Source organism: Streptomyces sp. MMCC 100 (assembly GCF_041538145.2).
Taxonomy (GTDB): domain Bacteria; phylum Actinomycetota; class Actinomycetes; order Streptomycetales; family Streptomycetaceae; genus Streptomyces.
The window spans coordinates 3,052,547-3,077,897 of the sequence record NZ_JBGORK020000001.1 but is presented as its reverse complement, the minus strand read 5'-3'; the positions used below and the strand labels follow the sequence as shown (position 1 = coordinate 3,077,897).

The 25,351-nt window shown below is 70.3% G+C and carries 31 protein-coding genes; 24 read left to right on the top strand and 7 right to left on the bottom strand.

The genetic code is table 11. The features are described from left to right. Nucleotides 1–26 precede the first annotated feature (26 nt). Entirely contained in the window at nucleotides 27–1,541 is a 1,515-nt protein-coding gene (locus ABS735_RS14180) for a VirB4 family type IV secretion system protein (RefSeq protein WP_016325395.1), read from the top strand. Nucleotides 1,542–1,653: 112 nt separating this feature from the next. Here the strand turns inward: ABS735_RS14180 and ABS735_RS14175 are convergent, their stop codons facing one another. Next, nucleotides 1,654–1,926 carry a hypothetical protein gene (locus ABS735_RS14175; RefSeq protein ID WP_046247819.1) on the bottom strand — a complete coding sequence of 91 codons (273 nt, stop codon included), beginning with the start codon at nucleotides 1,924–1,926 and terminating at the stop codon, nucleotides 1,654–1,656. A 97-nt stretch (nucleotides 1,927–2,023) separates the two neighbouring features. Between ABS735_RS14175 and ABS735_RS14170 the strand changes: the two genes are divergently transcribed. From ABS735_RS14170 to ABS735_RS14130, 9 genes are all read left to right on the top strand, one after another. Beyond that, entirely contained in the window at nucleotides 2,024–2,593 is a 570-nt protein-coding gene (locus ABS735_RS14170) for a hypothetical protein (RefSeq protein ID WP_186009681.1), read from the top strand. Between the two features lie 253 nt (nucleotides 2,594–2,846). Then, nucleotides 2,847–3,194: a hypothetical protein gene (locus ABS735_RS14165; protein ID WP_051248900.1), complete on the top strand. Its 348-nt coding sequence runs from the start codon at nucleotides 2,847–2,849 to the stop codon at nucleotides 3,192–3,194. A gap of 332 nt (nucleotides 3,195–3,526) precedes the next feature. Then, complete coding sequence (locus ABS735_RS14160; RefSeq protein WP_016325399.1) at nucleotides 3,527–4,327, top strand: ParB N-terminal domain-containing protein; 801 nt, start codon at nucleotides 3,527–3,529, stop codon at nucleotides 4,325–4,327. Further along, nucleotides 4,324–4,824: a hypothetical protein gene (locus tag ABS735_RS14155; RefSeq protein WP_016325400.1), complete on the top strand. Its 501-nt coding sequence runs from the start codon at nucleotides 4,324–4,326 to the stop codon at nucleotides 4,822–4,824. The genes ABS735_RS14160 and ABS735_RS14155 overlap by 4 nt, the downstream gene beginning before the upstream one ends. A 324-nt stretch (nucleotides 4,825–5,148) precedes the next feature. Further along, a complete protein-coding gene (locus tag ABS735_RS14150; RefSeq protein ID WP_016325401.1) occupies nucleotides 5,149–6,081 on the top strand; it encodes a hypothetical protein in 933 nt (310 codons plus the stop codon). Nucleotides 6,082–6,242: 161 nt separating this feature from the next. After that, nucleotides 6,243–7,310 (top strand): DUF8094 domain-containing protein, encoded by a 1,068-nt coding sequence (locus ABS735_RS14145; RefSeq protein WP_016325402.1) that lies wholly within the window; start codon nucleotides 6,243–6,245, stop codon nucleotides 7,308–7,310. Nucleotides 7,311–7,529: 219 nt separating this feature from the next. Then, nucleotides 7,530–7,979, top strand: coding sequence for a hypothetical protein (locus ABS735_RS14140; protein ID WP_016325403.1), 450 nt, complete (start codon nucleotides 7,530–7,532; stop codon nucleotides 7,977–7,979). A 52-nt stretch (nucleotides 7,980–8,031) separates the two neighbouring features. Further along, nucleotides 8,032–8,775 carry a glycosyltransferase family 2 protein gene (locus ABS735_RS14135; protein ID WP_016325404.1) on the top strand — a complete coding sequence of 248 codons (744 nt, stop codon included), beginning with the start codon at nucleotides 8,032–8,034 and terminating at the stop codon, nucleotides 8,773–8,775. Between the two features lie 601 nt (nucleotides 8,776–9,376). Further along, the gene (locus tag ABS735_RS14130; protein WP_016325406.1) at nucleotides 9,377–10,567 is read left to right on the top strand and encodes a hypothetical protein; all 1,191 of its coding nucleotides are present in this window, start codon (nucleotides 9,377–9,379) and stop codon (nucleotides 10,565–10,567) included. 302 nt (nucleotides 10,568–10,869) lie between these two features. Here ABS735_RS14130 and ABS735_RS14125 read toward each other — a convergent pair whose 3' ends face one another. The 3 genes from ABS735_RS14125 to ABS735_RS14115 form a co-directional block, all read right to left on the bottom strand. Beyond that, on the bottom strand, nucleotides 10,870–11,940 hold the full coding sequence (locus ABS735_RS14125) for a questin oxidase family protein (RefSeq protein ID WP_042799375.1): 1,071 nt from the start codon (nucleotides 11,938–11,940) through the stop codon (nucleotides 10,870–10,872). 217 nt (nucleotides 11,941–12,157) lie between these two features. Further along, on the bottom strand, nucleotides 12,158–12,373 hold the full coding sequence (locus tag ABS735_RS14120; protein WP_016325408.1) for a heavy-metal-associated domain-containing protein: 216 nt from the start codon (nucleotides 12,371–12,373) through the stop codon (nucleotides 12,158–12,160). Further along, a complete protein-coding gene (locus ABS735_RS14115) occupies nucleotides 12,370–12,789 on the bottom strand; it encodes a nuclear transport factor 2 family protein (protein WP_016325409.1) in 420 nt (139 codons plus the stop codon). Before ABS735_RS14115 ends, ABS735_RS14120 begins: the two co-directional genes overlap by 4 nt. Before the next feature lie 85 nt (nucleotides 12,790–12,874). Here ABS735_RS14115 and ABS735_RS14110 point away from each other — a divergent pair, with 85 nt between their 5' ends. Then, complete coding sequence (locus tag ABS735_RS14110) at nucleotides 12,875–13,525, top strand: TetR/AcrR family transcriptional regulator (RefSeq protein WP_016325410.1); 651 nt, start codon at nucleotides 12,875–12,877, stop codon at nucleotides 13,523–13,525. On the opposite strand, the gene ABS735_RS14105 is transcribed toward ABS735_RS14110, so the two are convergent. Genes ABS735_RS14105 through ABS735_RS14095 form a run of 3 tightly spaced genes read right to left on the bottom strand, consistent with a single transcriptional unit; the run spans nucleotide 13,512 to nucleotide 17,486 of the window. Beyond that, complete coding sequence (locus tag ABS735_RS14105) at nucleotides 13,512–16,016, bottom strand: hypothetical protein (RefSeq protein WP_016325411.1); 2,505 nt, start codon at nucleotides 16,014–16,016, stop codon at nucleotides 13,512–13,514. The two genes, ABS735_RS14110 and ABS735_RS14105, sit on opposite strands and share 14 nt — an antisense overlap. Nucleotides 16,017–16,022: 6 nt before the next feature. Beyond that, complete coding sequence (locus ABS735_RS14100) at nucleotides 16,023–16,370, bottom strand: helix-turn-helix domain-containing protein (RefSeq protein WP_016325412.1); 348 nt, start codon at nucleotides 16,368–16,370, stop codon at nucleotides 16,023–16,025. A gap of 9 nt (nucleotides 16,371–16,379) precedes the next feature. Then, on the bottom strand, nucleotides 16,380–17,486 hold the full coding sequence (locus tag ABS735_RS14095; protein ID WP_016325413.1) for a tyrosine-type recombinase/integrase: 1,107 nt from the start codon (nucleotides 17,484–17,486) through the stop codon (nucleotides 16,380–16,382). 205 nt (nucleotides 17,487–17,691) lie between these two features. On the opposite strand from ABS735_RS14095, the gene ABS735_RS14090 reads away from it, so the two are divergent. The 13 genes from ABS735_RS14090 (at nucleotide 17,692) to ABS735_RS14030 (ending at nucleotide 25,340) form a co-directional block, all read left to right on the top strand. Then, nucleotides 17,692–18,141, top strand: coding sequence for a hypothetical protein (locus ABS735_RS14090; RefSeq protein WP_042799377.1), 450 nt, complete (start codon nucleotides 17,692–17,694; stop codon nucleotides 18,139–18,141). A 101-nt stretch (nucleotides 18,142–18,242) separates the two neighbouring features. After that, nucleotides 18,243–18,680, top strand: coding sequence for an MDR/zinc-dependent alcohol dehydrogenase-like family protein (locus ABS735_RS14085; RefSeq protein ID WP_016325415.1), 438 nt, complete (start codon nucleotides 18,243–18,245; stop codon nucleotides 18,678–18,680). Nucleotides 18,681–18,738: 58 nt separating this feature from the next. Further along, the gene (locus tag ABS735_RS14080) at nucleotides 18,739–19,575 is read left to right on the top strand and encodes a hypothetical protein (protein ID WP_042799844.1); all 837 of its coding nucleotides are present in this window, start codon (nucleotides 18,739–18,741) and stop codon (nucleotides 19,573–19,575) included. Nucleotides 19,576–19,868: 293 nt separating this feature from the next. Next, the gene (locus ABS735_RS14075) at nucleotides 19,869–20,174 is read left to right on the top strand and encodes a hypothetical protein (RefSeq protein ID WP_234308217.1); all 306 of its coding nucleotides are present in this window, start codon (nucleotides 19,869–19,871) and stop codon (nucleotides 20,172–20,174) included. A gap of 131 nt (nucleotides 20,175–20,305) precedes the next feature. Continuing rightward, nucleotides 20,306–21,067 carry a hypothetical protein gene (locus tag ABS735_RS14070; RefSeq protein ID WP_042799380.1) on the top strand — a complete coding sequence of 254 codons (762 nt, stop codon included), beginning with the start codon at nucleotides 20,306–20,308 and terminating at the stop codon, nucleotides 21,065–21,067. Next, complete coding sequence (locus ABS735_RS14065; protein ID WP_016325419.1) at nucleotides 21,064–21,717, top strand: hypothetical protein; 654 nt, start codon at nucleotides 21,064–21,066, stop codon at nucleotides 21,715–21,717. The genes ABS735_RS14070 and ABS735_RS14065 overlap by 4 nt, the downstream gene beginning before the upstream one ends. Nucleotides 21,718–21,734: 17 nt before the next feature. Continuing rightward, entirely contained in the window at nucleotides 21,735–22,118 is a 384-nt protein-coding gene (locus tag ABS735_RS14060; protein ID WP_373906590.1) for a hypothetical protein, read from the top strand. Next, nucleotides 22,108–22,374, top strand: a complete 267-nt coding sequence (locus ABS735_RS14055; protein WP_016325421.1) for a hypothetical protein — start codon at nucleotides 22,108–22,110, stop codon at nucleotides 22,372–22,374. Before ABS735_RS14060 ends, ABS735_RS14055 begins: the two co-directional genes overlap by 11 nt. 22 nt (nucleotides 22,375–22,396) lie before the next feature. After that, on the top strand, nucleotides 22,397–22,780 hold the full coding sequence (locus ABS735_RS14050; protein WP_042799381.1) for a hypothetical protein: 384 nt from the start codon (nucleotides 22,397–22,399) through the stop codon (nucleotides 22,778–22,780). After that, nucleotides 22,777–23,583: an SPDY domain-containing protein gene (locus ABS735_RS14045; RefSeq protein WP_016325423.1), complete on the top strand. Its 807-nt coding sequence runs from the start codon at nucleotides 22,777–22,779 to the stop codon at nucleotides 23,581–23,583. Before ABS735_RS14050 ends, ABS735_RS14045 begins: the two co-directional genes overlap by 4 nt. 22 nt (nucleotides 23,584–23,605) lie before the next feature. Continuing rightward, nucleotides 23,606–23,929, top strand: a complete 324-nt coding sequence (locus tag ABS735_RS14040; RefSeq protein WP_046247922.1) for a hypothetical protein — start codon at nucleotides 23,606–23,608, stop codon at nucleotides 23,927–23,929. Continuing rightward, the gene (locus ABS735_RS14035; RefSeq protein WP_016325425.1) at nucleotides 23,920–24,741 is read left to right on the top strand and encodes an SPDY domain-containing protein; all 822 of its coding nucleotides are present in this window, start codon (nucleotides 23,920–23,922) and stop codon (nucleotides 24,739–24,741) included. The genes ABS735_RS14040 and ABS735_RS14035 overlap by 10 nt, the downstream gene beginning before the upstream one ends. Before the next feature lie 194 nt (nucleotides 24,742–24,935). Beyond that, nucleotides 24,936–25,340 carry a hypothetical protein gene (locus ABS735_RS14030; RefSeq protein ID WP_016325426.1) on the top strand — a complete coding sequence of 135 codons (405 nt, stop codon included), beginning with the start codon at nucleotides 24,936–24,938 and terminating at the stop codon, nucleotides 25,338–25,340. The last annotated feature ends 11 nt before the right edge of the window (nucleotides 25,341–25,351 follow it).

The following is a 25,351-nucleotide window of genomic DNA, read 5'->3' as shown; positions in this document are numbered from 1 at the left end:
ACCGCCCGCCGAATCGAGACGCCCGGATGAACCATCGGCCCGAACGCCGCGCCCGCCGTGCTTCCGCCAGCCCGCTGTTCACTCCTCACCACGCCGACCGGGCCGGCCGCAGAGCAGCCCGCCGCCGGCTCGCCGAGGCCACCGCGAAAGCCCGTTCCGAAGCCACCCGGCACCCGGCAGGACCCGCCCCAGCAGAGCAGGAGGTAACGGCGCCGCTGTACCCAGCCGGCGGGCGGCCCGGTGCCGCCTCAGCCCGCGGAAGCAGGCTCACCCTGCCCGCCCACCGCATGACCACAGCCGTCGCCGCAGGCGCATACCCCTTCCTCGCCGAAGGCGGACTCGGCGCCGAGGGCATCTACATCGGCCGCGACCTCCACGCCGAAGCATCCTTCGTCTTCGACCCCTTCGCCCTGTACGGGAAAGTCGACGGGTTCACCAACCCCAACGTCCTGCTGGCCGGTGTGATCGGCCAGGGCAAGAGCGCCCTGGCCAAGAGCCTCGCCCTGCGCAGCGTGGCCTTCGGCTACCGCGTCTACGTGCCGTGCGACCCCAAGGGCGAGTGGACTCCCGTCGCACGAGCGCTGGGCGGCGTGTCCGTGGCTCTCGGGCCCGGCCTGCCCGGCCGCCTCAACCCGCTGGACGCGGCCCCGCAGCCCGCGAGCGTCCCGGCCGCGGACTGGGCCGGCGAGATCCGCAAGCGCCGCCTGCTGCTGCTCGGTTCCCTGGCCCGGACCGTCCTGGGCAGGGACCTGCTCCCCATGGAGCACACCGCACTCGACGTGGCCCTCGACGCCACCGTCACCCGCGCCACCGCCACCGGCCGCACCCCGCTCCTCGGCGACATCGCCGCCACCCTCAACAACCCCGCCCAGCTCGACGAGGCCGCCGGGACGATGGCCGGTCGGCTCGGCGACGCCGCCCGCGACCTCGCCCACGCCATGCGCCGCCTGGTCCACGGCGACCTCGGCGGCATGTTCGACGCCCCCTCCACCGTCACCTTCGACCCCGCCGCGCCGATCCTCACCATCGACCTGTCCCGGCTCGGCGGCTCCGGCGACGACACCGCCCTCGTCCTCGCCATGACCTGCGCCTCAGCCTGGATGGAATCCGCCCTCTCCGACCCGACGGGCGGCCGACGCTGGATCGTCTACGACGAGGCATGGCGGCTGATGCGGCACGTCGGTCTGCTGCAGCGCATGCAGGCCCAGTGGAAACTGTCCCGCGGCCTCGGCATCGCCAACCTCATGGTCATCCACCGGCTGTCCGACCTGCTCACCGCCGGCGACGCCGGATCACAGGGCCGGGCTCTGGCCGAGGGCCTCCTCGCCGACTGCTCCACCCGGATCATCTACCGCCAGGAGACCGACCAGCTCCACGCCGCGGCCTCTCTGCTCGGCCTGACCTCCGTCGAAATGGACGCCATCGCCCACCTCAACCGCGGCAGAGGATTGTGGAAAGTCGCAGGACGATCCTTCATCGTGCAGCACCTGCTGCACAGCCATGAGCTGGCGCTCTTCGACACCGACGCCCGCATGCACTGAAAACAAGGTTCGGAGAGAAATAGAAGTGCCAGATCCATCAAGTCTACTCGGCTCGACCATGGTGTCGCAGAAACTTGGTGCAACTCCCCGGCGCCTCGTACAGGCGTGCGCGTCAGGGAGCCCCCATGACGCCCTGGCGCAGTGGGTTGCCACGCTCGCACACCGCCTCGACGACCTGCACCAACAACTCGTCACCCAGGCAATGCACTCCGCCGACACCCTCACCCGGGTCGCCACGGGAAAGGGGCAGATCAATTCCCTCGGCATCCTGCAGAACAGCGGAATGCAGATCGACATCCTGGCAGCACGCAGAGCCGACGCCATCGAGCATCTGACCCTGGCAATCCACGTGTACCAGCAACTTGACGAGCCACAAATACGCCATGCCGCCGTATCTCCTGTGGCGAAACTCAAGACACAGCCAACGCGAGGCCGTTGAGAACCCTCGAACAGTGAACCGACGGATCTGCACGCAAGGGCTCATGTCTCACGACATCCAGCGCGAACTCATACCGCGCAACGACACCATCCGCCTCATCGGCAACCTCAACACGATGAAGGAGAGACTGCACGACGCCTTCCAACACTGGGTCCTGCTGGACGAGAACGGTCACGTGCCGACCGCGCCCTCCTACCCGGAGCTGCTTCAACACGCCGCCGACGCACAGGAACTCTCCCGCGATGTCCTACGGCTGGCGACTGACTTCGCCCGGAGCCCGCACGCCACTACCCGCGTCGGCGGCGCCGTCCTCACGCGTCTCGCCTCAGCAGCCTCCCTGTCCAGCCACTCCGCACCGCACTTCGCCGACACGGCGCAACACGCCCTGCTTCGCTCCCGGGCCACCCACTCGACCGAACAGCACTACCTAGCCAACCACATGGTCGTCGACCACGCCGACGCCCGAGCGTTCCTGCGGCGCTCATCGGAAGCCCTCCACGAGGCGGTCACAGAACTAGACCAGCACCTCGGCCTCCACCGCTTCCTCACCCCGATGACCCAGCAACAGAACCCAGCACCCCCACCGCCGGAGCGCAGCGGTCGCCACAGGTAACCCCCCGAGAACGACCGTCGGCCTCGCCCGCCAGAATGACACGAAACGTGGAGTACCCCTGCACGACCCCGACTTCGAGCTGTACGACAACGTCGGCCGCACCGCCGACCAGATCCGCGCCCACCACACCCGATCCGCCACCAGGAGCGACCTGCGCCGCTGGGCCGACCGCGACGCTGCCGCCTTCCGCACCCGGCACCCCTTGCCGCACGCGCCCTTCCCCACGCCGGACCTGAGCCCCTACCGCGCAGCTTTGGACGCAGCCGAGTCTCCGGCCGAGTTCAGCAACGTGCTCAATGCCCTGCTGGACTCCGTGGCACCGTTCCTCAACGAGGTCATCGACCATCTGGCCGCCACCGCAAGGTGGCGCGGCCAGAACCGGGGAGCGGACGTCGAGTCTCCGCCCTGGCTGCTGCGTAACGCCGCCAGCAGCATCGCCTCCGGACTGGCCATGGCCACTGAAGCGGATGTCAAGATCCTTCGCGCGCATTACGACCCGGCCCCGGATCTCGATGCGCTCCAGAAGCACTCCCGCTGGGCGTCCGGTCCGCCTCCGGCACCGTCCGGTCCGCAGTACGGACCTTCAGGCCCCCGGCGCTGACCGCAAAAGGGAACCGGACCAGCCGATGCCGGCACCCGACGCAGGGACCGGGCCCGTCCGCCCCCTGCACCCATCGCGGCTGACGTTCACCGGACGCGCCAACTGCCCTGGCGGGCCGTTCGGCAGAACGGCCCGCCACAGCCACCCCTCCCGCGCCCCGCGGTCCCGCTCGACACAACCGCTGTGGAGTCATCCGAGAGCCAGCCGGCAAAGCGTCACGGCCACACCACAACCACCAGGCACCACGCCTTCCCTACCGGAGAAGAACCATCGATTCCCATCCCGCCAACTCCCTCATCCCCCCGCTCGACGAGGACGACCTGGCCGTCCTCATGCACGACATCCAGGCCCACGGGCTTCTCCAGCCCATCGTGCTGGACCGCTCGGGCCGTGTCCTCGACGGCCGCGGCAGACTCACAGCCTGCGAGCGCCTCGGTATCGAAGCGGACTTCGTCACCTACGACGGCGCCGGATCCGACATTTACAGCCTGTCGGTCAACCTCAAACGCCGCAGCTTCACCAAGGGCCAGTCCGCGATGATCACGGTCAAGGCCCGGGCCACCATGGGATACGAAGCCGGTCCCCCCTCGGGACAAGAGGCTGGTCCCGAGGGGGGACGCGACGCCCGTCCCGAAAAGGGACCTACGGTCCGGGACATCGAGGCGCAGCTCGGCGTCGCCAGGGCCGTCGTCGGACGAGCGAACGTGGTCTGGCAGCACGCACCCGACCTGGTCGACTCCGTGATCAGCGGCGTCCTCGGACTGGACCGCGCCTACGAAACCGCCAGGGAAAAGAAGGCACAGGTCGACTCGGCGGAGGCCCAGCTGGCCCGTCTCCGCAAGGAGGACCCCGACCTCGCCACCCGTGTGGTGGAGGGCGAGCTGACCCTGCAAGGTGCCTGGGCCGAGCGCAAGGCACGGCAGGAGGAACAGACGCGGCAGCGACGGGTGGCCACGCAGCTCCTGTGTGAAGTGCTGCCGTCCTTGGCCCAGGTCCGCGGCAGCGACACCTTCGCCCTCTACGATCCTCAGCTCGCTCCCCCCGGACGCGCCGTGACCCGGGCGGTCATCGCGCACGCGGCGACCGCGCTGGAGGAAATCGCGACGGTGTGGAAGGAGCGTGACCTTCCGTGAAGCACCCCTTCGACCAGGCCCTGCGAAAGCTCGCCCTCGAAGCAGCCGAACAGGCCACCAACGACATCGGACGCATCCACACCGCGGACTTCCAGAATGCCCTGATCGAACGCCTGCGTCAGGACCAGGGACTGAGCGAAGCAGTGCTCTACAAGGCGTCCCAGGCCCTCGCGCGGGATTTCGGCGAACGCCGCAACCCGCGCCGCCGCCGCAGGGACAACGGCTTCTACCACCCGCACAGCGTCATGCGGCTCGGCCAGGGCATCTGGGTGTGGATGAAGGACTCCACACCCACCGACATGGCCCAATGGGCCCTCATCTCCTCCCGGAACAGCGTCCAGGTCATCACCGCAGAGGCAGACAAGCAGCAGTACACGCTCGAACGCACCGACGCCTACCGGGCGAATCCCTCGATCAAGCGACTCTCCCAACTCGAAGAGACCGTCTTCCACTACCGGCAGGACCCGCTCGACGACCTCGCCTTCGACGAACCATAACCCCGTAGCACCCCGCTTCCGCCTCCCCCATCCCGCGACATGGCCGGGGAAAGCACGTTCCACGCAGCACCCCGCCCCCGCCCGCAAACGGAGCCCTCTTGGCACATCCCCTTCGCAGGAACACCGCCGAATGGACCGCATCCCTGACACGCCAGGACGAGCACGCCAACGCCACGACGCAGATCGACCGCCCCGCTGCCCGGAGAGAACAGGACCTACCGGCCACCGACGGTCACACCTGCAGTCCGGTCCCCAGTGGGGAAACCGGCCCCGCCCGCCGGACACCTGACCAGCATTGCGCGTCGGCCTCCCGCAGGAGGCATCGTGGCCGCTGACGCAGCGAGCACCCCCGACGCCCGCCGGCCGACCCCCCTCGCGCCCCTTCCCCACCACCGCAATGTGAACATGCGGTGGTGGCAGGAACTGTGGCGTTACCACGCGCACATCACCACACCCCTGCGAGAGCGCGGGCTGGTGTGCGACATCGAGTTCGGCCTCAACGCGTACTACGTGTACGTATCACTGCCCGACGACGGCTACTTGATCATCAGCCCTCCGCAGGAGCAACCTTCCGACCGCCCGCCAGGTACCCCAGAGGGGTGGATCGTCACCCGGAACCATCCCGACGATCGCGCACTGTTTGAGATCATCTACGACTCGGCTCCCAACGATGACCCAGATGCCCCTCTACGGCCCGAAACCCGCCACGGCGGCAGCATCGAACCCATGGTTGAAGCGATCGATGATCGCCTCAACCAGCTCGGACTGCTGACGCATTCCAGCACGCCCACCGAAACCCCGCCCACGCTTCCGGCAAGCACACGGCACCCCACGCCCGAACCCGCGGTTCCCCAGCACTCCGCTGGCCTCACCTCAGCCCATGTCTACGGCGAAATGATCCGCGCTCTGACCGACCAGCTCAACGGAACTGAATCGCACGCGGACGCCGCCGCTCTGCTGCACCAGATCCTGGCCCCCGCCGACGGCGTGCTCGCCACGCTCGGCGACTTCTTCGAAGCCGCCGCAGAGAAGGCCAAGGAAGCCGAGGAAGACGACGGCTTCGACCTGTCCTACGACCTCGCCGACGCAGCAGCCGAGATCCGCGACCTCACGGATGTGCTGCACTCGGCCGAGGAGCGCATGCGGACACTGACCCCGCTGGAGCCGGAGTCGCAACGGCCGACGGCCTCACCACCAGGAGCCCGCGCCCTTCCCCCGCCCGTCCCCCCACCGGGCAAGCCGCGGCACACGCGCTGACACCGGCCTCCCTCCCCGTCGTTCACACCGCGCCCCGGCAACTTCAACCCCCGGGGGCCAGGTCATGGAACCCACGCCCCCGGCTTTCACCGCCCAGGCCAGTCGTCCGGGCTCGCTCTCGAACGGCCCGGCGCACTACCCCACACCCCGTCCGCACCTCCTTGGAGTCGTTCATTCTCACCGCCCGTCGCGCCCGGCGCCTGATGGCCGGCGCAGCCTGTCTCACCCTGGCCCTCACCAGCTGCACCACCGACCACTCCACCCCCCGCACCAAGCCGACCACCAGCGTCAGCACCGCCCCGAAGCCCGACCCCGCCCTCAGTCCCGACCAGGCCCGCAAGGCCATTGCCCGATACTCGAAGATCAACAACGAGGCCAACGCCGAGCGGAACCGGCGGCTGCTCGACACGGTCGAGGACGGCCCGCTGTACGCGATGTCCGTATCGGACTACACCGAGACCGAAGGGCTCCCCACGGCGGATCGCGAGCCGTACGAGCCGTGGTCCTACGACATCGCGAGCGCCAAGCTGTACATCCCGCGCCTGGCCGACGGGCAGGCGCGATGGTTCGCTGCCGCTCTCTCCAGCGAGAAGGGCAAGGCCCCCTCACGCGTGGCCGTGTTCACCGAACGGCCCCGGCACGAACGCTGGGAGATGGTCTCCGTCGTCGACCTCGACAGCCACAAGCTGCCCGACATCGCCCTCGACCGCGAGGGATACGCGACGGCGGTCGCCGCCCACGACAACAAGCAGCTGGCCGCCGACGCCGACCTTCTGCGCACCGCGGTCCTGGACAACTTCACCACCGGAGGCACGAACACCGGGACGAAGGTGTTCGCGCCGACGAAGGCCAGCAAGCGGCAGATCAAGGTCCACAGCGATGCCGCAACACGCTTCGGAGACAAGGGCACCAGCGTCTTCGACGGAGCCGACAACCCTCACACGGACGCCTACGCCCTCAAGACCACAGACGGCGGCGCGCTGATCCTCTTCTCTCACACGCACACCCAGACCGACGCCGTCGCACACTCCGGCCTGCAGATCAACCCGGGCAAGCACGACCGCGCCTGGCTCCACGACGTGCCCCGCACCTCCATCACGTTCACGTTCGTGTGCAACGACGCCGCCACCGTCCCCGCGAAGGCACAGCCGTCCCGGCTGATCGGCTACACCTGCGCCCGCACCAACGCCTCCGGCCCCCCGCTCCCCTCCTGGACGGCCCGCGCGTAAACACAGGTCCCGCCTTCCCGTCGTCACACGGGCGCCGAACGGCGCCAGCCCCCTCTGCTCGGGCCGGAGAAGCCCCTGTCCATACGTTCCTTCATCGCCCGCCCCACCACCGGCTCGGGATACAGCGGCATCCACGTCCAGCTCGACGGCGTACCCAGCCACCACCTGCCGCTGCTCCTAGCCGCCCACCAGTACAAGTTCGGACGCGACGTCAAGGCCATGGCCCGGCACCTGATCGACGACGTCGCCGTCGGCTGGGACGAGCTCGGCACCGATCTCCTCGACCATGCTCCGCCCTCGCTCGTGGCGGCGCTGACCGGCGGCGAACACTGGCCCAGCCGCACCCTCGACCACCTGGTCACTGCGGACGGCTCGCCGCCGGTACGCATGGCGGTCACCGACGCGACCGCCGACGCGCAGGACCTGCAGTGGGGATGCGTCCTGCACCAGGAGGGCATCGAGGTGATCAGCCTCCTGCACGAGGACATCGGTCCGGTCGTGGACTGGGGCATCGACCCGCGCACGGCCTTCAACGACCACCCGGCCGCTTGGCCCTCCTCGCGTCCCGCCTTCTTCATCCACCCGCCACGGGGCGGCAAGCGGTCCCCGAACGCTCCCGCCGCCGTGCCGGCGATGGCCCACCCCAAACGCCCAGCCCCACGCCGCTAGTTCCCCGACTCGTCTTCTTCGGAGCCTTCCTCTGCCCCCACACACCACGCCCGTGATCACCGTCGTCATCGCCAGCCGGCTGCGCGAAGACCGGCTGGACTACCTGACCGCCATGCACTCCAGTCTCACCCGGCAGTCCGTTCCGTGGGAGGCAGTGATCGCGCTCGACGGTGCTTCGCCCGACCGCCTGCCGGCGCCGCTCGCGCAGGACCCTCGCATCCGCACGCTGGTATTGCCCCGGCCGGTGGGCGCCGCATGTGCCCGCAACCTCGCCCTCACCCAAGTCCGCACCCGGTACGTGAACTGGGCCGATGATGACGACGAGTTCACCGATGACGCGATGTCCGTACGGCTGAATGCCCTGGAGTCCACCGGGGTCGGCTGGTGTGCGGGATGGAGCCAGGACCAGCACCCCGACGGCACGACCACCCTCTGGCGCTGCCCCACTCCGCCCGGCCGCCACGAGGCCGGTGACGTGTGGACGTACTGGAAGTCGCCGGCGCACACCATCCCCATCGGACCGACCACCATCCTCGCCCGCACCGACCTCGTGCGCGCCGCGCCCATGGGCGGACTGGTCCAGGGCGAAGACTACTGCGCGGCCCTCGGCGTGACCACGCTCGCGCCCGGAATCCTCCTTCCGGTGCCCGTGTACAGGTACCGCAAATGGGCGGGGCAGATGACGGCGCAGGCCGGTCACGACCAGCTGGAGGCGGCGGCCCGTGAGCACGCCTGGGCCTACGGACGCAGCCTGCGCGCCGTCCTGCGCGGGGGCCAGGACCTGGCCCGTGTGTGAGGCGTAGATCGCCGAAGAAGAAGCGTGCTTGCGCCAGGCCCGCGCGAGCGCACCGCACCGCCGCACGCCCACCCAGCGCGCACCTCGCCCGCGTACCGCAGTCACTGACGGCCCCGCACCGACCACGTCAGGAGCACCCCTCCCCCTTGCATCCCGCCCCCCATTTCGCCTTCGGCGACCACAAGGAACACGGCTTCGTCGCCTCCTTCACCTCCGCCATCCCCAGCCACCTCGCCCACTGGTTCCTGGTTCGCGAGGAGTTCGAGCCCGTCCCTGGCGATCCGGGGCTGTACCGGCTCAGCGAGCCTGAGCGTGACGGTCCCCGCCGGACCCGACAGGCTGTCCACGATCTCCGCCGCCGCGGCTACACCGTGCAGGCCGGCATCCGCCTCAATCCGGCCGATACCACCAGCCCGCCACGCCCGGTCCGGCCGCATGGACTCCCTGAGCACCGCAGCCGACTCGCCCAGGCCGCCGCCGGCCGAACCACGCAGCGGGCCATAGCGCCCGCCGCCCCTCTGCACGCCGCCCGGCCGGTTCCGCCGAGGCCCGCGTACAAGCCGACCGTCCCTCTGACGGCCTCCGGCGACGGGCCGTCCCGATGACGCCTGCCGGCGTTCCGGTCCCCGACAGTCCCCGGCCGGTGGCAGCCGGACTCGGCAACGCGGCGCGCGACTTCCGGCTGCGGATGGCGGTCATCGACTGCGAGACCGAGGCCGCGCTCGACAGGACACGCGACCGCCACGGGCGCACCGTCCACGCGGGCGCCGCCGCAGCCGCACGAACCCACCGCGACAAGGCGGCGGTGGAGGCATACACCACACACCTCGCTCCCCATGCCGAGGCTCTCCTGGATGCCGCCCGTCTCGCCCTCGACGCGTTGCCGCCCGCCCGGCACCTGGCCGGATGGCGGGCCGTACTGGACGGGCTGGATGCCTGCACCGCCGAGATCCGCCGGACGCTCGACCGGCCGGCCGCCCCCGGCTCGCCGGCCGAACGCGCTCAGTTCCGGGCTCTGTGGCCGCACCTCACCGCCTGGGCGGACCACGGCTCCATCGCCTCCAGCCTCGCCGACCAACACGACCGCCAGCATCAGAAGGATCCGCTGACCGACGAGGAACAGCGGATGTGGACCGAGAGGGCACAGGCCGCGCAGCTGCGCGGCGCGCTGGATCTGACCGAGTCGTGGTACGCCGCCGACGGACAGCCGATCACCCTCGCGTACCTGGTCGAGGACGACGACTCGACGGTGGTCGCGCTGCGCGGGGATCCGGGCATGCCGGGCTGGCGGGTGATCGGGCACTACGCCCACGAGTACGAGGCGGGCAAGGCGCTGCCCGCTGCGGTCCCGCCCGGCGTGCTGTGTGCGGACACCTCCCGGTTCAACCGCCCCGCACCGGCCCCGGAGGTGTCCGTGCAGGACCTCCTGCGCGATGTCGTCGAAGGCCACAGTGCCGGTGACGCATCCAACGCCCTCCTTGACGCCGTCCAGCGCGGCCACCAGGCCGGCCCTTTGGTCCGGCTGCAGGAACTTTTGGAGACGAGCGGCCAGTTCGCCGGCGCTCTGGAAACCGCGCAGGGGCGCCAGATCGCCGCCCGTCTTTCGGCGTTGGGCCGGCAGATCGAGTTCCTCACCCGCGAAGTCGAAGAGGCGGCCGAGGACCTCGGCGCGACCGTCGCCGTCCTGCCGCCACACCGCACCCCCGTGCTGCGCATGCGCCCGCGCCCGGCTGTGGACACCACGCCGCCCGCGCCTCCGCCCCACACCACCACGACCGCCCGCCACCTCTGACCGCCGAAGCCCTCACCCCCCGTCCGGCACAAGAGCCCTGATCAGGGCGCAGCTCCCCCCACCACTTCCTACCTTTCGAGGAGACCTCAATCATGGCCGTTATTGGTAATCGCGGCTATCAGAAGATGCGGGATTCCGCCGGGCTTGACCCCACGGCATGGTCCGCGTTCACCGCAGCGGGCGGTCCCCGAGACCATGTAGGCAAGTTCCCCTGACGTGAGGACTTGAACTGTCGCTTTCAGACATTCGCTTTGCCGACACTCAACCTGGACGCCAGCTGGCTCCGTCCTTCTAGTGCCGCATCAGGGCCGGTCGATGAGCTCGCCAGCCAGGCTGGTCGTGGCGAGAAACACCGGGTCGCCCGTGCGGTCGTAGGACTCGACGGCGGTGTCGGTGAACTTCAAGACGTGCTCGTCACCGTGCTCTGCTGCCCGGCACAGCGCATCCTCGCGGGAGAGCTCGGGTAGACGCGCACGGATCTCCGCTTCTGGTGCCGACTGGGTCGGTGCGTAGGTCGCGATGATCGCCGCTGTGGCAGCCCAGGCCGCTGTCAGGCTCCGCTGCCACAGCTCTGTCGGCAGGGCCGGGAGAACATGCAGTACGGCGTTGGGCGCGGTCGCGGCGTGGACGAGTAGGACCGGAGCTGCATGGCCAAACCCGAGGTATGCCCTGGCGGCGCTGTCGACCAGCGTCTCCAGCCGGGCCGGGACCTCTTCGGTGGACGCGGCGGGTTGCAGCAGGCGTAGGCTCGCGGTCCAACCCGGGCTGTGCTCGAGGCGGTCGAGGCGGTGGGCGATGAAGCCCCTTTGGTTGTCCAGCCGGTTGACGGCTGTCACAGCCTGTTGCGGTGTGAGGGAGCCCGTTGGCATGGCCACCCCGGTGAGCTCACGGTAGCGCGCCGTCCAGAACGCCAGTCCGTGCGCCAGCTCGTCGAGCATCGGACGCACTGGCGCGCCTGGAAAGGCGCAGAGGGCCCTCACCGCGTGACCGACCCGGATCACGCCATGGGTCGAGCCGGCCACGATGCCCGGTAGCAACCGTGGCCACCACTCAGTAAGCACGTCTTGCCAGGAACGTTCGGCAAGCTCTCGCTGGAAGTACACCGTCCAGTCCGGCAGCCGCCGTGCCTGACCGAGCGCCGCGCTCCACCCGTCGGGCTGGACGGGTTCGCCGACGTCGGGAAGCTCCGCCAGTCGGTGAACGTAGCGGTCGAGCCATTTCTGAACGCCAATATCCAGCCCGCGTCTGACCATGACCTCTACAGCCATAGGGCCGTGATTGGTCAACCCGTGGTTGCCCTCCTCGTCCCCGCCGAATTCGGGACCGTATCCGTGCAGTCGCGCGTACGCTGCGGCGAGTTCGTCCGAGTTCACATGGGGTTTCATGGCAGCCCTCTCGGTGACGGTTTTCGGAGGCGGGCTTGACGCTGCCGCTCGGTGCGCGCGACGCGCGGTCAGGTCCCTAGGTGCACCATCTATGCGCTTGTCGGGCGGATCGACCGAAGGCCGTGGGGATGCCCGGCGTTCGGACACTTCGGCGTGCGGTTCGACGGTGGGTCACTGCCGCGTGGCTGCGGCCCCCAGCTGGGGTCTACGCGCCTTCGGCAGACAGCTCGTAGCCGGCTTCCTCGATCGCCGCGCGTACGTCCGCGGTGTCCAGCGCCTCATCGCTCGTGATCGCAACCGTGCCGCTGTCGACGTCCACGCTGACAGCCGTAACACCAGCGATGCCTTCGAGCTCTTCGCCAACCGACTCCGCGCAGTGGCCGCAGACCATGCCCCTGACGGTGTAGACGCGCTCGGTCACGGTGTCACCGCCTGCTGCCCGCTGTTTGCGTCGGCCCGAAGAGTGCGGGTGGTCATGTGCGCCTGTCTCATACGCCCGTCCGGCGTGAACCGGCCGAAGAAGTAGACCTCGGTGGCGAGGTCCTTGCCGCGTTGCGAGGAGTGCATGGTGTACCGGGCGGCGAGCCGGTCGCCGTCGACGATGGCCTCGTGCACCTCCATGCGCAATGTGGGGCGGTTCTTGCGCACGGGACGGCAATGCGCGATGAGTTTGTCGCGGTCCATCCGGTGCCCGTCGGCGATCTCCACGATGTCCGGGGTGTGATAGCGGTCGATGATCGCTGCTGCGTCCTCGTCCGACTGCAGCAACTCCTCGGTCAAGGAGGTGTAGAAGTCCGCGATGAACTGCCCGGGGTCGGTGCTGCCAAGAGGTCGCATGTCGCTCCCGCTGTCGAGGTAGGGACGCTATCTTTTACGGGCTGTCAAATATACAGCGGCCGACAATTTTGGCAACATGTAAGAGATGAAGTCACCTCCTGCCCGCAACCGCCGCGCGGACGCCCTTCGCAGCCGGGCCGCCATCCTGGATGCCGCGACCCAGGTCCTCAACGTGGATCCCGACGCCGGTCTGGAGGCCATCGCCGGGGCCGCGGGGGTGACCCGGCCGACGGTCTACGCCCACTTCCCCTCCCGGGAGAAGCTTTTGCTGGCCGTGGTCGAGCGGATCACCGACGAGGCCGTCGCCGCCATGGACGCCGTAGACCTCAGCGCCGGCACCGCCACGGAAACGCTGCTCCGCATGATCGACGCCGGCGCCCAGGTGACCGAGCGCTACCCCGTACTGCTGCGGATGATCAGCGCCCAGCCCGTCAGCGCGGAGGCCGACCGCGACCGACACCTGCCCGTCGCTGACCGGATCAGACAGGTGATCGAACAAGGCCAGCAGGCAGGAGAATTCGACGACCGCCTACCCGTTGACTGGCTCGTCGCCTCGACCATCTCTCTCGGGCACACGGCGAGCACGGAGCAGGACGCCGGCCGACTGCCGGCGACAGTGGCCAGAGATGTCCTGCACGCCAGCCTGCTCCGCCTGCTCGGCGCCGCCGAACCAGCCGATGCCCCCGCTAGCAGGCCATCCCCGCCCGCTGCGAATGCCGGGGTCAGCGGCGGGTGAGGTCGGCGGCGTAGTCGGGTCCGAAGCCGGAGGCTTCGGTGTTCCAGTTGTCGGCGGTTTGTTGGCAGTAGCCGAGCAGGCGGCTGAAGACGTAGGCGGGCAACTCGGAGGCGACGTCCATCAGGGAGGCGTTGCGGGCTTGGCGCGGCTGGACGCCGATGGCTCTCAGGCGGCGGCTGAGGCTACTGGGATCCATCGGACGGCCGGGGTAGATGCCGTGGAAGAGCCAGGTGGGCTCGCGGCTGGGCGGGATTGTCGACCGGCCGCGGCGGCGGGTCACCAGCTCCCGCAGCAGATCATCCAGTGGTGCGGGGACGAGCACGGGTTCGCGGCCCAGGCGCAGCCGGACGTGCTCGCCGGTGTCGAGGACATGGTCGGTGGTGAGCCGGGTGATGCGGCTGGGTGGTTGCGCGAACAGCAGCACCAGCAGCCCGGCGGCGCGGTCCGGGGCGGCGAGCTGGTGGTCGGTGGCCAGGCGGCGGACCAGCGCCCACCGGTGATCTTGGGCGATGACGTTGAAGCTGAGCTCGCTGCCGTGGGCGGGCGCGGTCAGCGGCCTGCTGTGCCCGCTGCGGGAAGTCCACAGCAGGAAGGCGCGTACCCAGTGACGCTGGGTGCTGCCCTGACTGAGCCAGGTGTCGATGTGATCCTGGGTGGCTTCAGCCAGGGGAATCCCGCCGCCGTGGAGCCATTCCAGCAGTCGTACCGTGTTGCGGATTTCCATGCGGACGCTGTCACTCTGCCCGACGGTGATGTGCCGTCCGGGTCGAACGCGACGCAGTCGGCGCAGTGGCTGCCAGGCGGTGTAGTGGGTCAGCAGGCGTCGCTCGGTGGCGTTAGGGACGCGGGCAACGGTGCGGGTTGCCCAGCGTTCCAGGCGGGCGAGTTGTTCGTCGCGCTCGGGCAGCGCTTCGCCGGCGACCAGCAGGGCGCGCAGGTGGTCGACGATCTGGGCCGGGGCCAGCGGGTCGAGGCTTTCGTGGGTGATAGGGCCGGTGCCGGCGGCCAGTGCCTGTAGGAGCGCGCGGTGGGTCGGCCGGCGGTTGCTCCAGCGCAGGCTCGCATGTGGTGGCAGGCGCAGCAGCGCGGTGTAGACCCCTTCGAGCTCGGGGCGCAGCTGTCCGTCTGGGCCGGCCAGAGCGCGGTGCAGGCTGCGCGGGGCGGCGCAGGCGGCGCACAGGCCGTGGTGGTAAAGCCGCTCGACGCTGCCGCAGGCGGCGCACGGCTGCCGGGCGGCGGGGTGTTTGGCCCAGCAGGTCTGGCACAGCGCCCGGGCGTCGGTGGTGCGGGCGCTGACCCGGTAGACCTTGCCGCAGCCGTCGCACGGCTTGGGCTTCTTGCCGCAGTTGCCGCACAGCGGTTCACCGGTCGCCGTGCGGTTGTTGACCCTCCGCCAGTTGCCGCAGCCGACGCAGTTCGCTTCCTTGCGCTGCTTCGCGCAGCATGACAGGCAGCGCGGCGGCTCACTGGTCACGAACCGGCACGGACCCAGCTCCCCGCAGGTGGCGCACCGTGCCCGGGGGATGTCGTGGCAGGTGGAGCACAGAGCGCGGCCATCACCGGTGCGCGCCTTGACCACCCGCAGCTGGCCACAGCCGTCGCAGCGGCGGCGGTTGAACGGATCGGCCTGCCGGCAGCCGACGCAGACCGGCTTGCCGTCGAAGGTCCGTCCGCCCACCGGAAGCAGCCGCTCGCAGTCCGCGCAGACCTCCCGATGACGCGCCAGCCAGCAGCGTCCGCAGCATCGCTGACCCTGGTGCAGCAGCCGCAGCTCCGCTGCCCGGTCGCACAGCGGGCACCGGGGTACCTGCACCCCGGTGGCGCCGCGGTTGATCAGTGCCCGTGCCAACGCTCCAGTTTTTGGCGGGCCCTTCGCGCCACCGCCGGACAGCAAGTCCGGGTGGTCCTCGAACGCCCACAGCAACCGCAGCTGGCCACCCCGGTTGCGGGCGACCGCGCGGATCGCCGCAACCGCCGTCTCGATGGGCAGGCCGGTCGGCCCGGCCAGGCGGCCGGCCAGTTCGACGGCCGGGTCGATGTCGCCGCCGGGCGGGTGCGCACGACACCGCGGAGTGCCGTCACGATCCCGGCCCGCATAGTCGATACTGCCGCAGATCCCGCACGGATTCGCCTGGACCTGCCGTCGGTTGGCGCACGAGCGGCAGATCCGGCGACCGTCAGCCAGGGCCGTCAACGGCCGCTGACGCCCGCACTTCCCGCACCGCGGCAGCACCAGCCCCGTAGCCCCTTTGGCCTGCAGGGCGCGGATCAGCCGCTCCACCGTGCGCGGGCCTTCCGGGCGGCCGGAGGTCAGCAGCTCCGCATCCGTGTGCAGCACCTCTGCGAGCGTGCGGCGCTGGCTGCGGTAGCAGAAGACCTCCTCCAGCAGCGCCGTGATGTCGATCGTCGCGCAGCTCGAGTCGACGGACCGGACGATCTCGCCGATGACCGTCTCGGGTTCGATGGCGAATCGCGGCAGGCTCTCATCCACCGGCGGCTACTCCGGCACGATCCGCGCCCGGCGCGGGCGGAAGCCGCCCACCCCGGCCTCCCCGGGGCCCGGCGGATCATTCAGATCGGCTCCGGCGGCGCGGCGGCGCCTGGCACCGGCCGCCGCCACCGGCTCGATCAGTTCGTCCATGGTGCAGCCGAGGATGTCCAGCAGCGCCATCAGGGTGCGCAGACTCAGCCGCTCCGGCCGCTCGGCCACCAGCCGGTAGATCTGGCTGGGAGAGAGGTCGATTCCCCGCTCGGCCAGCAACGGGCCCAGATCGGTGGTGGAGAACATGCCGCGGGTGGCCATCACCTCCCGCAGATGCCATCGGTAATCCAGCTTCGCAGCCACGGTCGCTCCCTACCCCCCTCCATCGAGCGCCCGGTCCAAGACCTTGCGCATCATCGTGTTCATGAAATCGCCGCTGACCCCGGTGTACAGCGCGGTTGTCGACGGGTAGACGTGCCCGACCTGCCGCTGCACGAACACCGGATCAGCCCCATCCTCGATCTGATGCGTGACGTGGCTGTGGCGCAGGCAGTGCGGCACCAACGCCTCCTCCAGCCCCAGCGCGTCACGGTACTCGGCGAACCGTGCCTCGATCTCCCGCGGCTTCAGCCGGCCACCGCGCTCGGTCAGCCACAGCGCCGCGCTGCTGGCCGCGGCCGGATAGCGCGGCCGGATGTTCGTCACGTAGTCGCAGACGGCCTCCGCCGCCCACGGCATCACCGTCAAGGTCGTACGCCGCCGCGGAGGGGAGCCCCTGGTCCGCTTGCCGTAGCGCACATGCAGCGCGCCGAACCTGTCCAGCTCCGGCGCCTTGGGATTGCGGTAGAAGTCGGCCTCGTCCAGCCGGGAAGTCTCGGTGCAGCGGGTTCCCCAGCCGTACATCACCTTGAACACCGTGGCATCCCGGTACGCCGCCAGCGCCCCTTTGCGGCCGTGCCGCACCGCCCGCTCCACCTGCGCATCGGCGTGATCGAGAAACGCCTGGATCTCCTCGCGGGTCATCGGCCGTCGCGCCGGCTGCCCCTCGTAGTCGACCAGATGCGCCGTGGTGTTCCACTCGTGGCAGATCTGCACCGGATGCGTCCCGAACCGCGCCTCGCACTCCGCTGGCCACTGGTAATGCGGCGAGGTGACGTAGTCGCAGAACATCCGGATCGCGCCCTGATAGCCGCGGATCGTGGACTCCGCGCGCTTCAACTCGCCGATCAGGTACGTCATCCACTCGTCCAGATCCGACGCCGTCCACTGCCACGGATAGGAGTTGGTGTACGCCGCGAAGCGCCGCACCATGCCCGTCCGGTCGTCGATCGTGTCCGGCTGCAGCCGTCGCCCGCCCCGCTGCTGCCGCTCCCAGCCGCTCAACATCGCATCGAAGACCGCGTCTTCGGGGTGCAGCAAAGACACGCCCTGCACCAGGACCAGGCGAGCTGACGCCTCGCTGACGCCCGCTCCGCTCACCCAACCCTCCCCTCGTCTGATGCGCGAATCATGCATCAGGTGCAGGTCACCGCACAACACTGCAGGCCATCGGCCTGCGTACGAAAGAAGGGACAACAACGTGAAGCCGCAGAACACCAGCTCAACCTCGAATGGATCACGCATCAAACGCAATTCCACGGGGTCAAGTACGCACTGGACCGTGGAGCACGCCTGCTCCCACCGTGTGAATCACGATCTGTCCCAACGCCCTGCCGACAAGCGGGCCGGCTTCGTCCGCTGGCTCGCGTCGAAGGACTGCACCGACTGCTGGAAGGCCGCGCGGGACTCCGACACCGAGTCCAGGGCTCAGTGGCTCGCGGCCCGGCGCGGCGAAGAGCAGGAGGCCGCCTCCGCGTGGGCGAAGCGGTTCGACATGCCGGCACTGGAAGGACCGGACAAGGCCCTTCACTGGGGCGAGCGGTCCCGCCATCAGCTGATAACGGCCGCGCACACCGCCCTCGTCATAGAAGGCAGTTGGGGCGAGGCGGACTGGGCGGAGCTGGAGGAGAAGGCCCGCGCCATCACCCGCGCCGGATGGTGGATCGATCAGCGCGACTCCGAAGGAGCTGACCTGGTCGAACTCCTCGACGCAGCCGGTGAGGCGGACCGTGGGACGGAGAACCCGTTCCGCTGACGGCGGGGCAACATAGCGGGGAAACGCCGGTTAGCCAAACCGGCGGTCCTCCGGACTATTGATGCTCCCACCCCGTCCAACCGTCGCGTGGAAGGAACCGCGTGCTCCCTCCGTCCTGGGACCATCACCCCACCCCCGTCACCGCCCTCACCCCCGACCCGCTCACGCCCACCCGTGACATCACCCACGCCCACTTCCGGGCCGGGGACACCGTCGTCGTCCTCAAGGGGCTGGCCGGCCGGGAACTGTGGGGTGACGCGATGCGCGTCGTCGCCCCCTCCTGGCACACCCCCACCGACGAGGACGGCTGGCGGCTGCGGGACGCTACCGGCGGCGCCCAGTCCTACGTCACCGCGCACCCCCGCTACCTCGTGCACCTCTCGCGCCGCTGCCCGGACTGCCTGATCCACCTGCGGGCCGTGGAGGACGCCCTCCTTGCGCGGTTCGCCGACCGCGACGAGCTGGTCGACTGCGGTTGGTACACCACCACCGCCCTGGGCCAGCTCGTGCACATCACGGACCTGAGGAGCGGCCGGTGACTGCCCCATGCACGCTCACGGCAGGACCGCCGCCCTCGGCGTCGAGCGGGAGGCCGTCATGATCCCCCGCCTGCACAGGCGGACCCACTCGCCACGCGACCCGCTCACCGAAGCCCTCGGACGGCCCCTTTCCCCGGCCGAGGGCCTGACCGAGTACACCGTCGTCGCCCACTGGCCGGGCCTGGACTACTACACCCCAGACGACGAGCAGAGAACCTGGACGTCCGTTCAGTGGGCCGAGCACCTCGAAGATCCGTACCTTGAGCATCCGTTCGCTGCCAGCCCGGACGACGACCGGCGGGCAATCCTCCACCTCAGCATCCGGCTCCACCCGGACGACCGGGAACTGACCGGCCCAGAGTGGGCCGAAACCGCCCAACGGCTCGCGCGGGCCGCCGACATCGAGATTCCCGGCAAGGAGAGCGGCTGCCGGTGGATCGCCGTCCACGCCCAGCCCAGACGCCTGGACCTGATCGCCAACCTGATCCACCTCGACGGCGCCTGGCACGCCCCGCCCACCGACATCCTGCGACGCCTTGCCGGTGAAGCGCGCCGCATCGAGCAGGACCTGAACCTGATCCCTGTGCGCACCGGCCCCACGACGCGGGCCACTGCCCATACGGTCCCGGCCGCATCTGCGCAGCTCGCGAGCGTCCTCACTCAACTCACCGACGAACAGGCCGGCCCACTGGCCGCCGTCCGCGGACTCATCGAGCACACCGCGCACCGAGTCGCCCACCAGGTCGGAACCAACGGCGCCGACACCGCCCACCGCTTGGAGCTGATCGCCCGCCGCCTCCACGCCGTCCAGCAGGACCTGAACACCACCGCCGCTCAGCTGGCCCAGCCGCCGATCGCCGCCGTAGCACCCACCACCCGGCGCCTATCACGGTAGGAGAAACGTCTCTGCCCACCATCGACCGTCTTCTAGAGATCCGCCGTGACCCGCACTCCGGGGAACTCCTCGCCCGCGGCGGTGACCCCGGGGCGCACAGCGTCCTGCAGCGAGTCGGATTCGTTTCCGTCGCGCGCCTCCATGAGACCTACCACCGCGTCCCCACCGGTCTGTCCGACCGGGACGAGGAACGTCTTGCCACGGGCGCCGTCGCGCGTCTGCGAGCCAGGGGATACCACGTCGACTGCGACGCAGACTTCGACACCGACGCCCGCCCGGCGATCTACCCGACCTTGGGCTCGTCCGTCGCCCACCTCGCCGAGCGCATTCGCGAGGCCACCACCACGGACGAGGTGGCGGAGGCACTGACCGGGCTGACCGCCGCCCACGACGGCATCCTCGCCATGGTGGCAGATGTCCTCACCGCCACCGCCGACTTCTACGACGGGCTCGACGAGCCGACCGACCCCTACATCGCCCGGCGGCTGCGCCACCTCACCGACGAGCACCTGCGCACCATGCGCACCGACCTCGTCGATACGCGTAACGCTCTCGCCGACCGGCACGCTCCGCACCCCGGCCGCAGAGCCTGCGCCTAGAAGGTATTGAGCACCGAACGCGAGCGCTCCGCCGTGTGCGCCTGCTCGCCCCCGACACGCACGCTCCCCGCCCCGCCGCCGCAGGTGGCCGCTGGACTGCGCCGCTGACTTTCACCTCGCCCAAGGACACCATGCACGACCACCACGACACCTCTGAGCGCCTCGCCTCATACGCCGACGTCCTCGCCGGTGAACTCCCCGACGCCTGGACCAGTACATACCTGGCGCCCGATGCCAAGGGCGACCTCGTCGACCTCGCCGACCGGATCTGGGACCTGGACCTGGTCGCCGCCTCGCTCGCCGAGCACCCGCTCCGGCACGCCGCCATCCTCAGCCGCCCGGACGGAGCCCAGCTCGTCCTTGTGGACCGGCACGACGAACGCGACGGCTTCCTGATGGCCGCCGTCGCCCCAAGTGCCCTGCTTGACGAGGCATACCGCGGCGTTCCCGAGCCCAACGGCATCGCGCTGGCCGACGATCCGTTCCTGAGCGCGGAGCAGGTCGCCGTTGATCTGCTGGCCCGCTACGACCGTGCGCTCGCCCAGGTCCGGCACAACGCACTGGACGGTATCCAGCCCTCCCATCCGGACCAGGTCGTCTTGACCTGGCAGCCGGACGGCAGCGTCGCCACCGCTCCCGCCGACGACCGCGCCGGCACGATCCTCGCCGCCCACGGCTTCGTCCACGACCCGCACACCGGCATCTACCGTCTGGAGGGCAACGACACCCAGGCCCAGGCCCGCGCGCTGCGCGCGGTCGGCCCGCAGCTCGACACGCTCGGCATCGGCACCGCCCTTCAGCACCCCGCCGGCCGACCCGCGCCCACCTCTGGCCCGGCTTCCGCGCCACCGGCCCCTGCCGGCACCCGCACTCCCTCCGCCAGGACGCGATGAACGAGACGGAGCCCGACTTCTGGGTCCTGGAGTACGTCACCATCACCAAGGACCCCCGCACCGGACTGGTCGTCGCCATCGGCGGCACCGATCAGGCGGCGGACATCCTCCAGCGGACCGGTGGCTTCCTCTCCGCTCCAGGCCCCCGCGGGGACTACCACCATCTTCCGCACGGCCTGCACATCGAGCAGCAGCGTCTGAAGGCGACCACCGCCTCACATGCCCTGCTCACCGCGGGGCATAGCGTCCACCTCGACCCCGCCCTGAACATGCTGGCCACCCCAGACGGTGAACGTGAGGCGGCCCTGCGCTACCTCACCCAACTCGCCGAGCGCGCCTCGGCCGCCGAGACCAGCAGTGAGGTGGCCGAGGTCCTGACCGAGGTCGCGGCCCCCGTGCACGGGCTGCTGCCCCTGACCCGGGAAGTGATCGTCCGATCCTGGATCGCCGCCAGCAAACTCCACGGCGCCGCACCCGGCGAGGAACCCGAGCCCCTCGCACGGCTCGCGGGCACCGCCAACTCCCTGAGCGAAGCCACCCGCGTCATCCTGCACGCCCGCAACCACGCCGCCCGCCGAACACAGTCGCCGACCGCCACACCGGCATCGGCACCGGACCGCGCACAGTCCCAGGTAGCCCGCCGCCGCTGACCCCGGAGAAGAAACGTATGGCCAACCTGGCCGACGAGTACGGCACAGACGTCGAGATCTACATGAAAGCCCTCACGACCACCATCCACGCCGACACCCCCACCGAACTTCACGACCTGCTGGAACAGCTCGGCCTCGAACGCCACACATACCCCGAGCCGCTCTGCATCTGGCACACCGTGCCCGAACACATCGAAGCCCACGAGCACAAGCGCCTGGCGACCCGCGTCATCCCCGCCCTGCTGGCCGGCTACACGGTCAACTGCGACCCCGACTTCTTTGACGAGGCCGTATACCAGCAAGCCGAGCACGAAGCCCTGACGAGCAGGCCCGCAGCAGCACCGCGGCGCCTGACATCAGCGCCCGTGGCGCCTCCCGCGTCGCCCCGCCGTGTCCTTTGAACCCTCGCCCGACGGCCCCGGCACCACCCGCATGCCGCAGGGCCCGGCCCCGGATCACCGGAGAAGTCCCGTAGCACCCCGTGCACCAGCACCGATCAGCCACCGGCTCAAGCCCCGCCTCGCCACGGCCCTGTTCCGCCGCTACCTGCGCGCCTGCGTCCCGACCGGCCCGGACCGCGTCGCCTGGCTGGCCGATGCCGGTCCGGAGGCCGTCCCCGCCCAGCAGCAACGCGTAGCCCACCGTCACCCCCACTGACCGTCCACGGACCCGGAGGAGCATGTCCGACCCCGCCCCTTACCCGGTGGAGCTGGCCGACGAGATCACCGTGCAGCTCGGCCGGCTCACCGACCACCTCTCTCAGCTTCCCTCTCCCCAGGCCGCGCAGGTCATCGCCCGTGTCCTCAACGCGGACGACGGAGTCCTCGGCCGATTCACCCAACTGATGATCACCGGCTCCTACTTCGCCAAGGACCAGGCCGAACGCGGCATCCTTCCACCGGAGGTGTGGCTCGCCCTGGGCCGCGCGGCAAACGAACTCCACGACATCGGCCTCGACCTGGACGAACACCGCGACACCCTCCGCAGTATCGGCACCCAGCCCACCACCACTCCGGCCAAGCCCCCCGCTCCCGCCCCGCTCGTCGTCCGGCGGCGCCGGTGAGCAAGCAGCAGTGGCAGGGCTGGGGTGCCGGTGAGCAAGCCGAGCAGCACTACCTCGTCGAACCCCGTGCCCTCGCCGGAGGCGGCGACATCCGTCACGTCTCGGAGTTCCTGCGCGCCTCCGGCTGGCGGGACAGATCCACCTCGGGCGGACCGTTGGCCATGCAGAGCCCGGACCGTCAGGTGCGGATCGTCTACGACCCCTATGTCCTGCCTGGCGGATGGACGATTCACGGCGCCGCGAACGGCCTCAACCAGGAGTGGTCGGCGCACCTGGGCCGGCAGACGCCGGTGGAGATCGTCGCCGGCCTGACCGACGCTCTCACCCGTCCCCGCTCCGCACACGCCCCCAACGTCTGGGCACCCGTGCAGGAGCAGAACTGGCACACGCGTTTCGAAGGCCGGCACTACACCGCCACCAGTCCCGACGAGAACGCATGGATGCACTACCGGCAAAGCCCCGAGGGCAAGGCCATGTGGTGGACCGGCGCCAAGGACCGACACGGCAACGGCTGGACCGCCCGCTTCACGCCCAGCACCCCGATGCACCTGGTGCAAGCCTTCGCAGCCGAACTCGCCAGCCCCGAACCGGTGATGCGCCCACGCGGACGCGTGCCCCACAGCAACCAGGTTCGCACCCGGTCGGTGTCCGTCCTGCCGTCCCAGCTCAGCGCGTGGCAGCAGGCCCGGATCACGGCCGCACGCGCCACTACCTGGGCCCGCAGCAGCGCCCGAAGCGCCCGGCCCCGCACCCCCGCCCGCCCCCACACCCCTACCAGCAGCAGCGCCCACACCCGCCGCTGACACCGACACACGAGGAGACTCCATGCCGGCATTGACCCCGGACACCATCCGCGCCGCGACCGACACCCTGGCCCGGCTCTTCGCCTACCTGCGAGAAGGCCCCGACCCCCGCCAGGCTCGCGCCCTCGTCGAGCCGCTCCTCGACCAGCACCCCCATCTGCCCGTCATGCTCGGGGACGCCCTCCACGCACTCGCCGGCACCGCGCCCACCGACCCGCTCACGACGCGGACTGCCGAACAGGAGCAGGCCGCCCAGCGCGCCCATGACTACCTCGCCTACCGGCTCGCAGAGATGTACGACTCCATCAACGCTCGGCGCGATCGGGAGTGCTGCCGGTGCCGGTGAGTGAGCGCCAGCTCGCCGCCTTCGCCGACCAGCACGCCGGGCAGATCCCGTACGACGTCAGCCCCCGCCACCTGGCCGGGCCCGGCGACGCCCGGCACGTCACCCACGGTCTGGCCGCCGCCGGATGGAACCTGACCTCCGACCCGCTCAGCGCCGAGATCCTGCTGCGCAGCCCTGATCACCGCTACCGCCTCCAGTTCGACCCGCAGTCCCACACCTCGGCCTGGTGGCGGATGCAGGCCGAGCGCTCCGGTACAGAGCCCGGCTGGTACGCCGAGTTCGGCCAACTCGTTCCGGCCGAAGTCCTCGCCCACCTCACCGACGCCCTCATCGCCTCGCCACAGCAGCAGCCGGACCCGTGGCAGACGGTGACCGCGTCAGGCTGGCGCCGCGACCCGGACGGTGCGGCGCACTCGCCGGACTCCATGTGCACGATCGAACTGCGCCCGCGGAGTGAATTCAGGAAGCAGCCGTCCTGGCACGTCGAGGTCTGCCAGCCCGGCCACGGATCGTTCGCCGGCCCGCGCATCTGGCATGCCTACTTCGACGAACGGTCCCCTACCCACCTGGTCGGCGCGTTCCTCGCCGCGCTGGCCGACCACCGCCCGCTCCAGCGCGGCATGTTCGACCGCACGGCTCACTACAGCGCTGTGAAGGAACCCAGCCCGCTGCGCCCGCAGCACGTGGTCGACGCCCACACCGCCCGTGTCAAGGCACTGCGCGTGCAGGCCCGTGCCGCCCGCCGGCACCAGCCTCGCACGGCGGCGGCCCCGGCACAGGCCGGCCCCGCCCCGCAAGCCGCCCGACGCTGACCCGACAAGGACCCCACCCCATCTCCACTGATCACCGCGCTCACCGCCTCCTCCTGCGTCACCTCGACCGCTACCTGAGCGACGCCGAGAAGATCCTCGACGCCTGGGACGCCTACTCCGAGGAGCACACCGACCTGGACGGCTGGCCCTTCGACGAAGACGCCTACGGCCGACGGGCCGGCACCCGCGACGCCATGACCGCAGAAGCCTTCGAACCGGTCCGCGAGCGTGCGCACCTTCTCCTGGCCACCGCACAGACCCAGCTCGGACACCTGCCCTCCGGCTCCGTGCAAAGCCGCTGGGTCTGGCAACTTGGAGTCCTCCAGGACGCCCTGGAACGTCTCGACACCCTGGCCGAGCGATGGCAGGCCACCCGCGACGAACTGCCGGCCGACGCCCATCGCGGCACCGACGCCTACGACATCGCCCTCGCCACACACCACGCCGAATGCCGGGACGCCCTCCACGACTGGGCCACCCATGGCCACACCCTGACCGAGATCAACACCGCCGCCAGACGAGCGCCGTCACCCCTCGCGCTCCCACCCATGGTGACCGCAGCCCCCACCGGCGACCGGACCGCCCCGGCACACCGATAGCGGCTCCTCGT

What these genes read in the sequence shown, in the direction of transcription:
- ABS735_RS14175 (WP_046247819.1), bottom strand. Translation starts at nt 1,926, where the DNA reads ATGGCGTATTTGTGGCTCGTCAAGTTGCTGGTACACGTGGATTGCCAG.
- ABS735_RS14140 (WP_016325403.1), top strand. Translation starts at nt 7,530, where the DNA reads ATGGCCCGGCACCTGATCGACGACGTCGCCGTCGGCTGGGACGAGCTC.
- ABS735_RS14110 (WP_016325410.1), top strand. Translation starts at nt 12,875, where the DNA reads ATGAAGTCACCTCCTGCCCGCAACCGCCGCGCGGACGCCCTTCGCAGC.
- ABS735_RS14115 (WP_016325409.1), bottom strand. Translation starts at nt 12,789, where the DNA reads ATGCGACCTCTTGGCAGCACCGACCCCGGGCAGTTCATCGCGGACTTC.
- ABS735_RS14070 (WP_042799380.1), top strand. Translation starts at nt 20,306, where the DNA reads ATGCACGACCACCACGACACCTCTGAGCGCCTCGCCTCATACGCCGAC.
- ABS735_RS14040 (WP_046247922.1), top strand. Translation starts at nt 23,606, where the DNA reads ATGCCGGCATTGACCCCGGACACCATCCGCGCCGCGACCGACACCCTG.
- ABS735_RS14180 (WP_016325395.1), top strand. Translation starts at nt 27, where the DNA reads ATGAACCATCGGCCCGAACGCCGCGCCCGCCGTGCTTCCGCCAGCCCG.
- ABS735_RS14130 (WP_016325406.1), top strand. Translation starts at nt 9,377, where the DNA reads ATGACGCCTGCCGGCGTTCCGGTCCCCGACAGTCCCCGGCCGGTGGCA.
- ABS735_RS14080 (WP_042799844.1), top strand. Translation starts at nt 18,739, where the DNA reads ATGATCCCCCGCCTGCACAGGCGGACCCACTCGCCACGCGACCCGCTC.
- ABS735_RS14060 (WP_373906590.1), top strand. Translation starts at nt 21,735, where the DNA reads ATGGCCAACCTGGCCGACGAGTACGGCACAGACGTCGAGATCTACATG.
- ABS735_RS14050 (WP_042799381.1), top strand. Translation starts at nt 22,397, where the DNA reads ATGTCCGACCCCGCCCCTTACCCGGTGGAGCTGGCCGACGAGATCACC.
- ABS735_RS14030 (WP_016325426.1), top strand. Translation starts at nt 24,936, where the DNA reads ATGACCGCAGAAGCCTTCGAACCGGTCCGCGAGCGTGCGCACCTTCTC.
- ABS735_RS14170 (WP_186009681.1), top strand. Translation starts at nt 2,024, where the DNA reads ATGTCTCACGACATCCAGCGCGAACTCATACCGCGCAACGACACCATC.
- ABS735_RS14160 (WP_016325399.1), top strand. Translation starts at nt 3,527, where the DNA reads ATGCACGACATCCAGGCCCACGGGCTTCTCCAGCCCATCGTGCTGGAC.
- ABS735_RS14065 (WP_016325419.1), top strand. Translation starts at nt 21,064, where the DNA reads ATGAACGAGACGGAGCCCGACTTCTGGGTCCTGGAGTACGTCACCATC.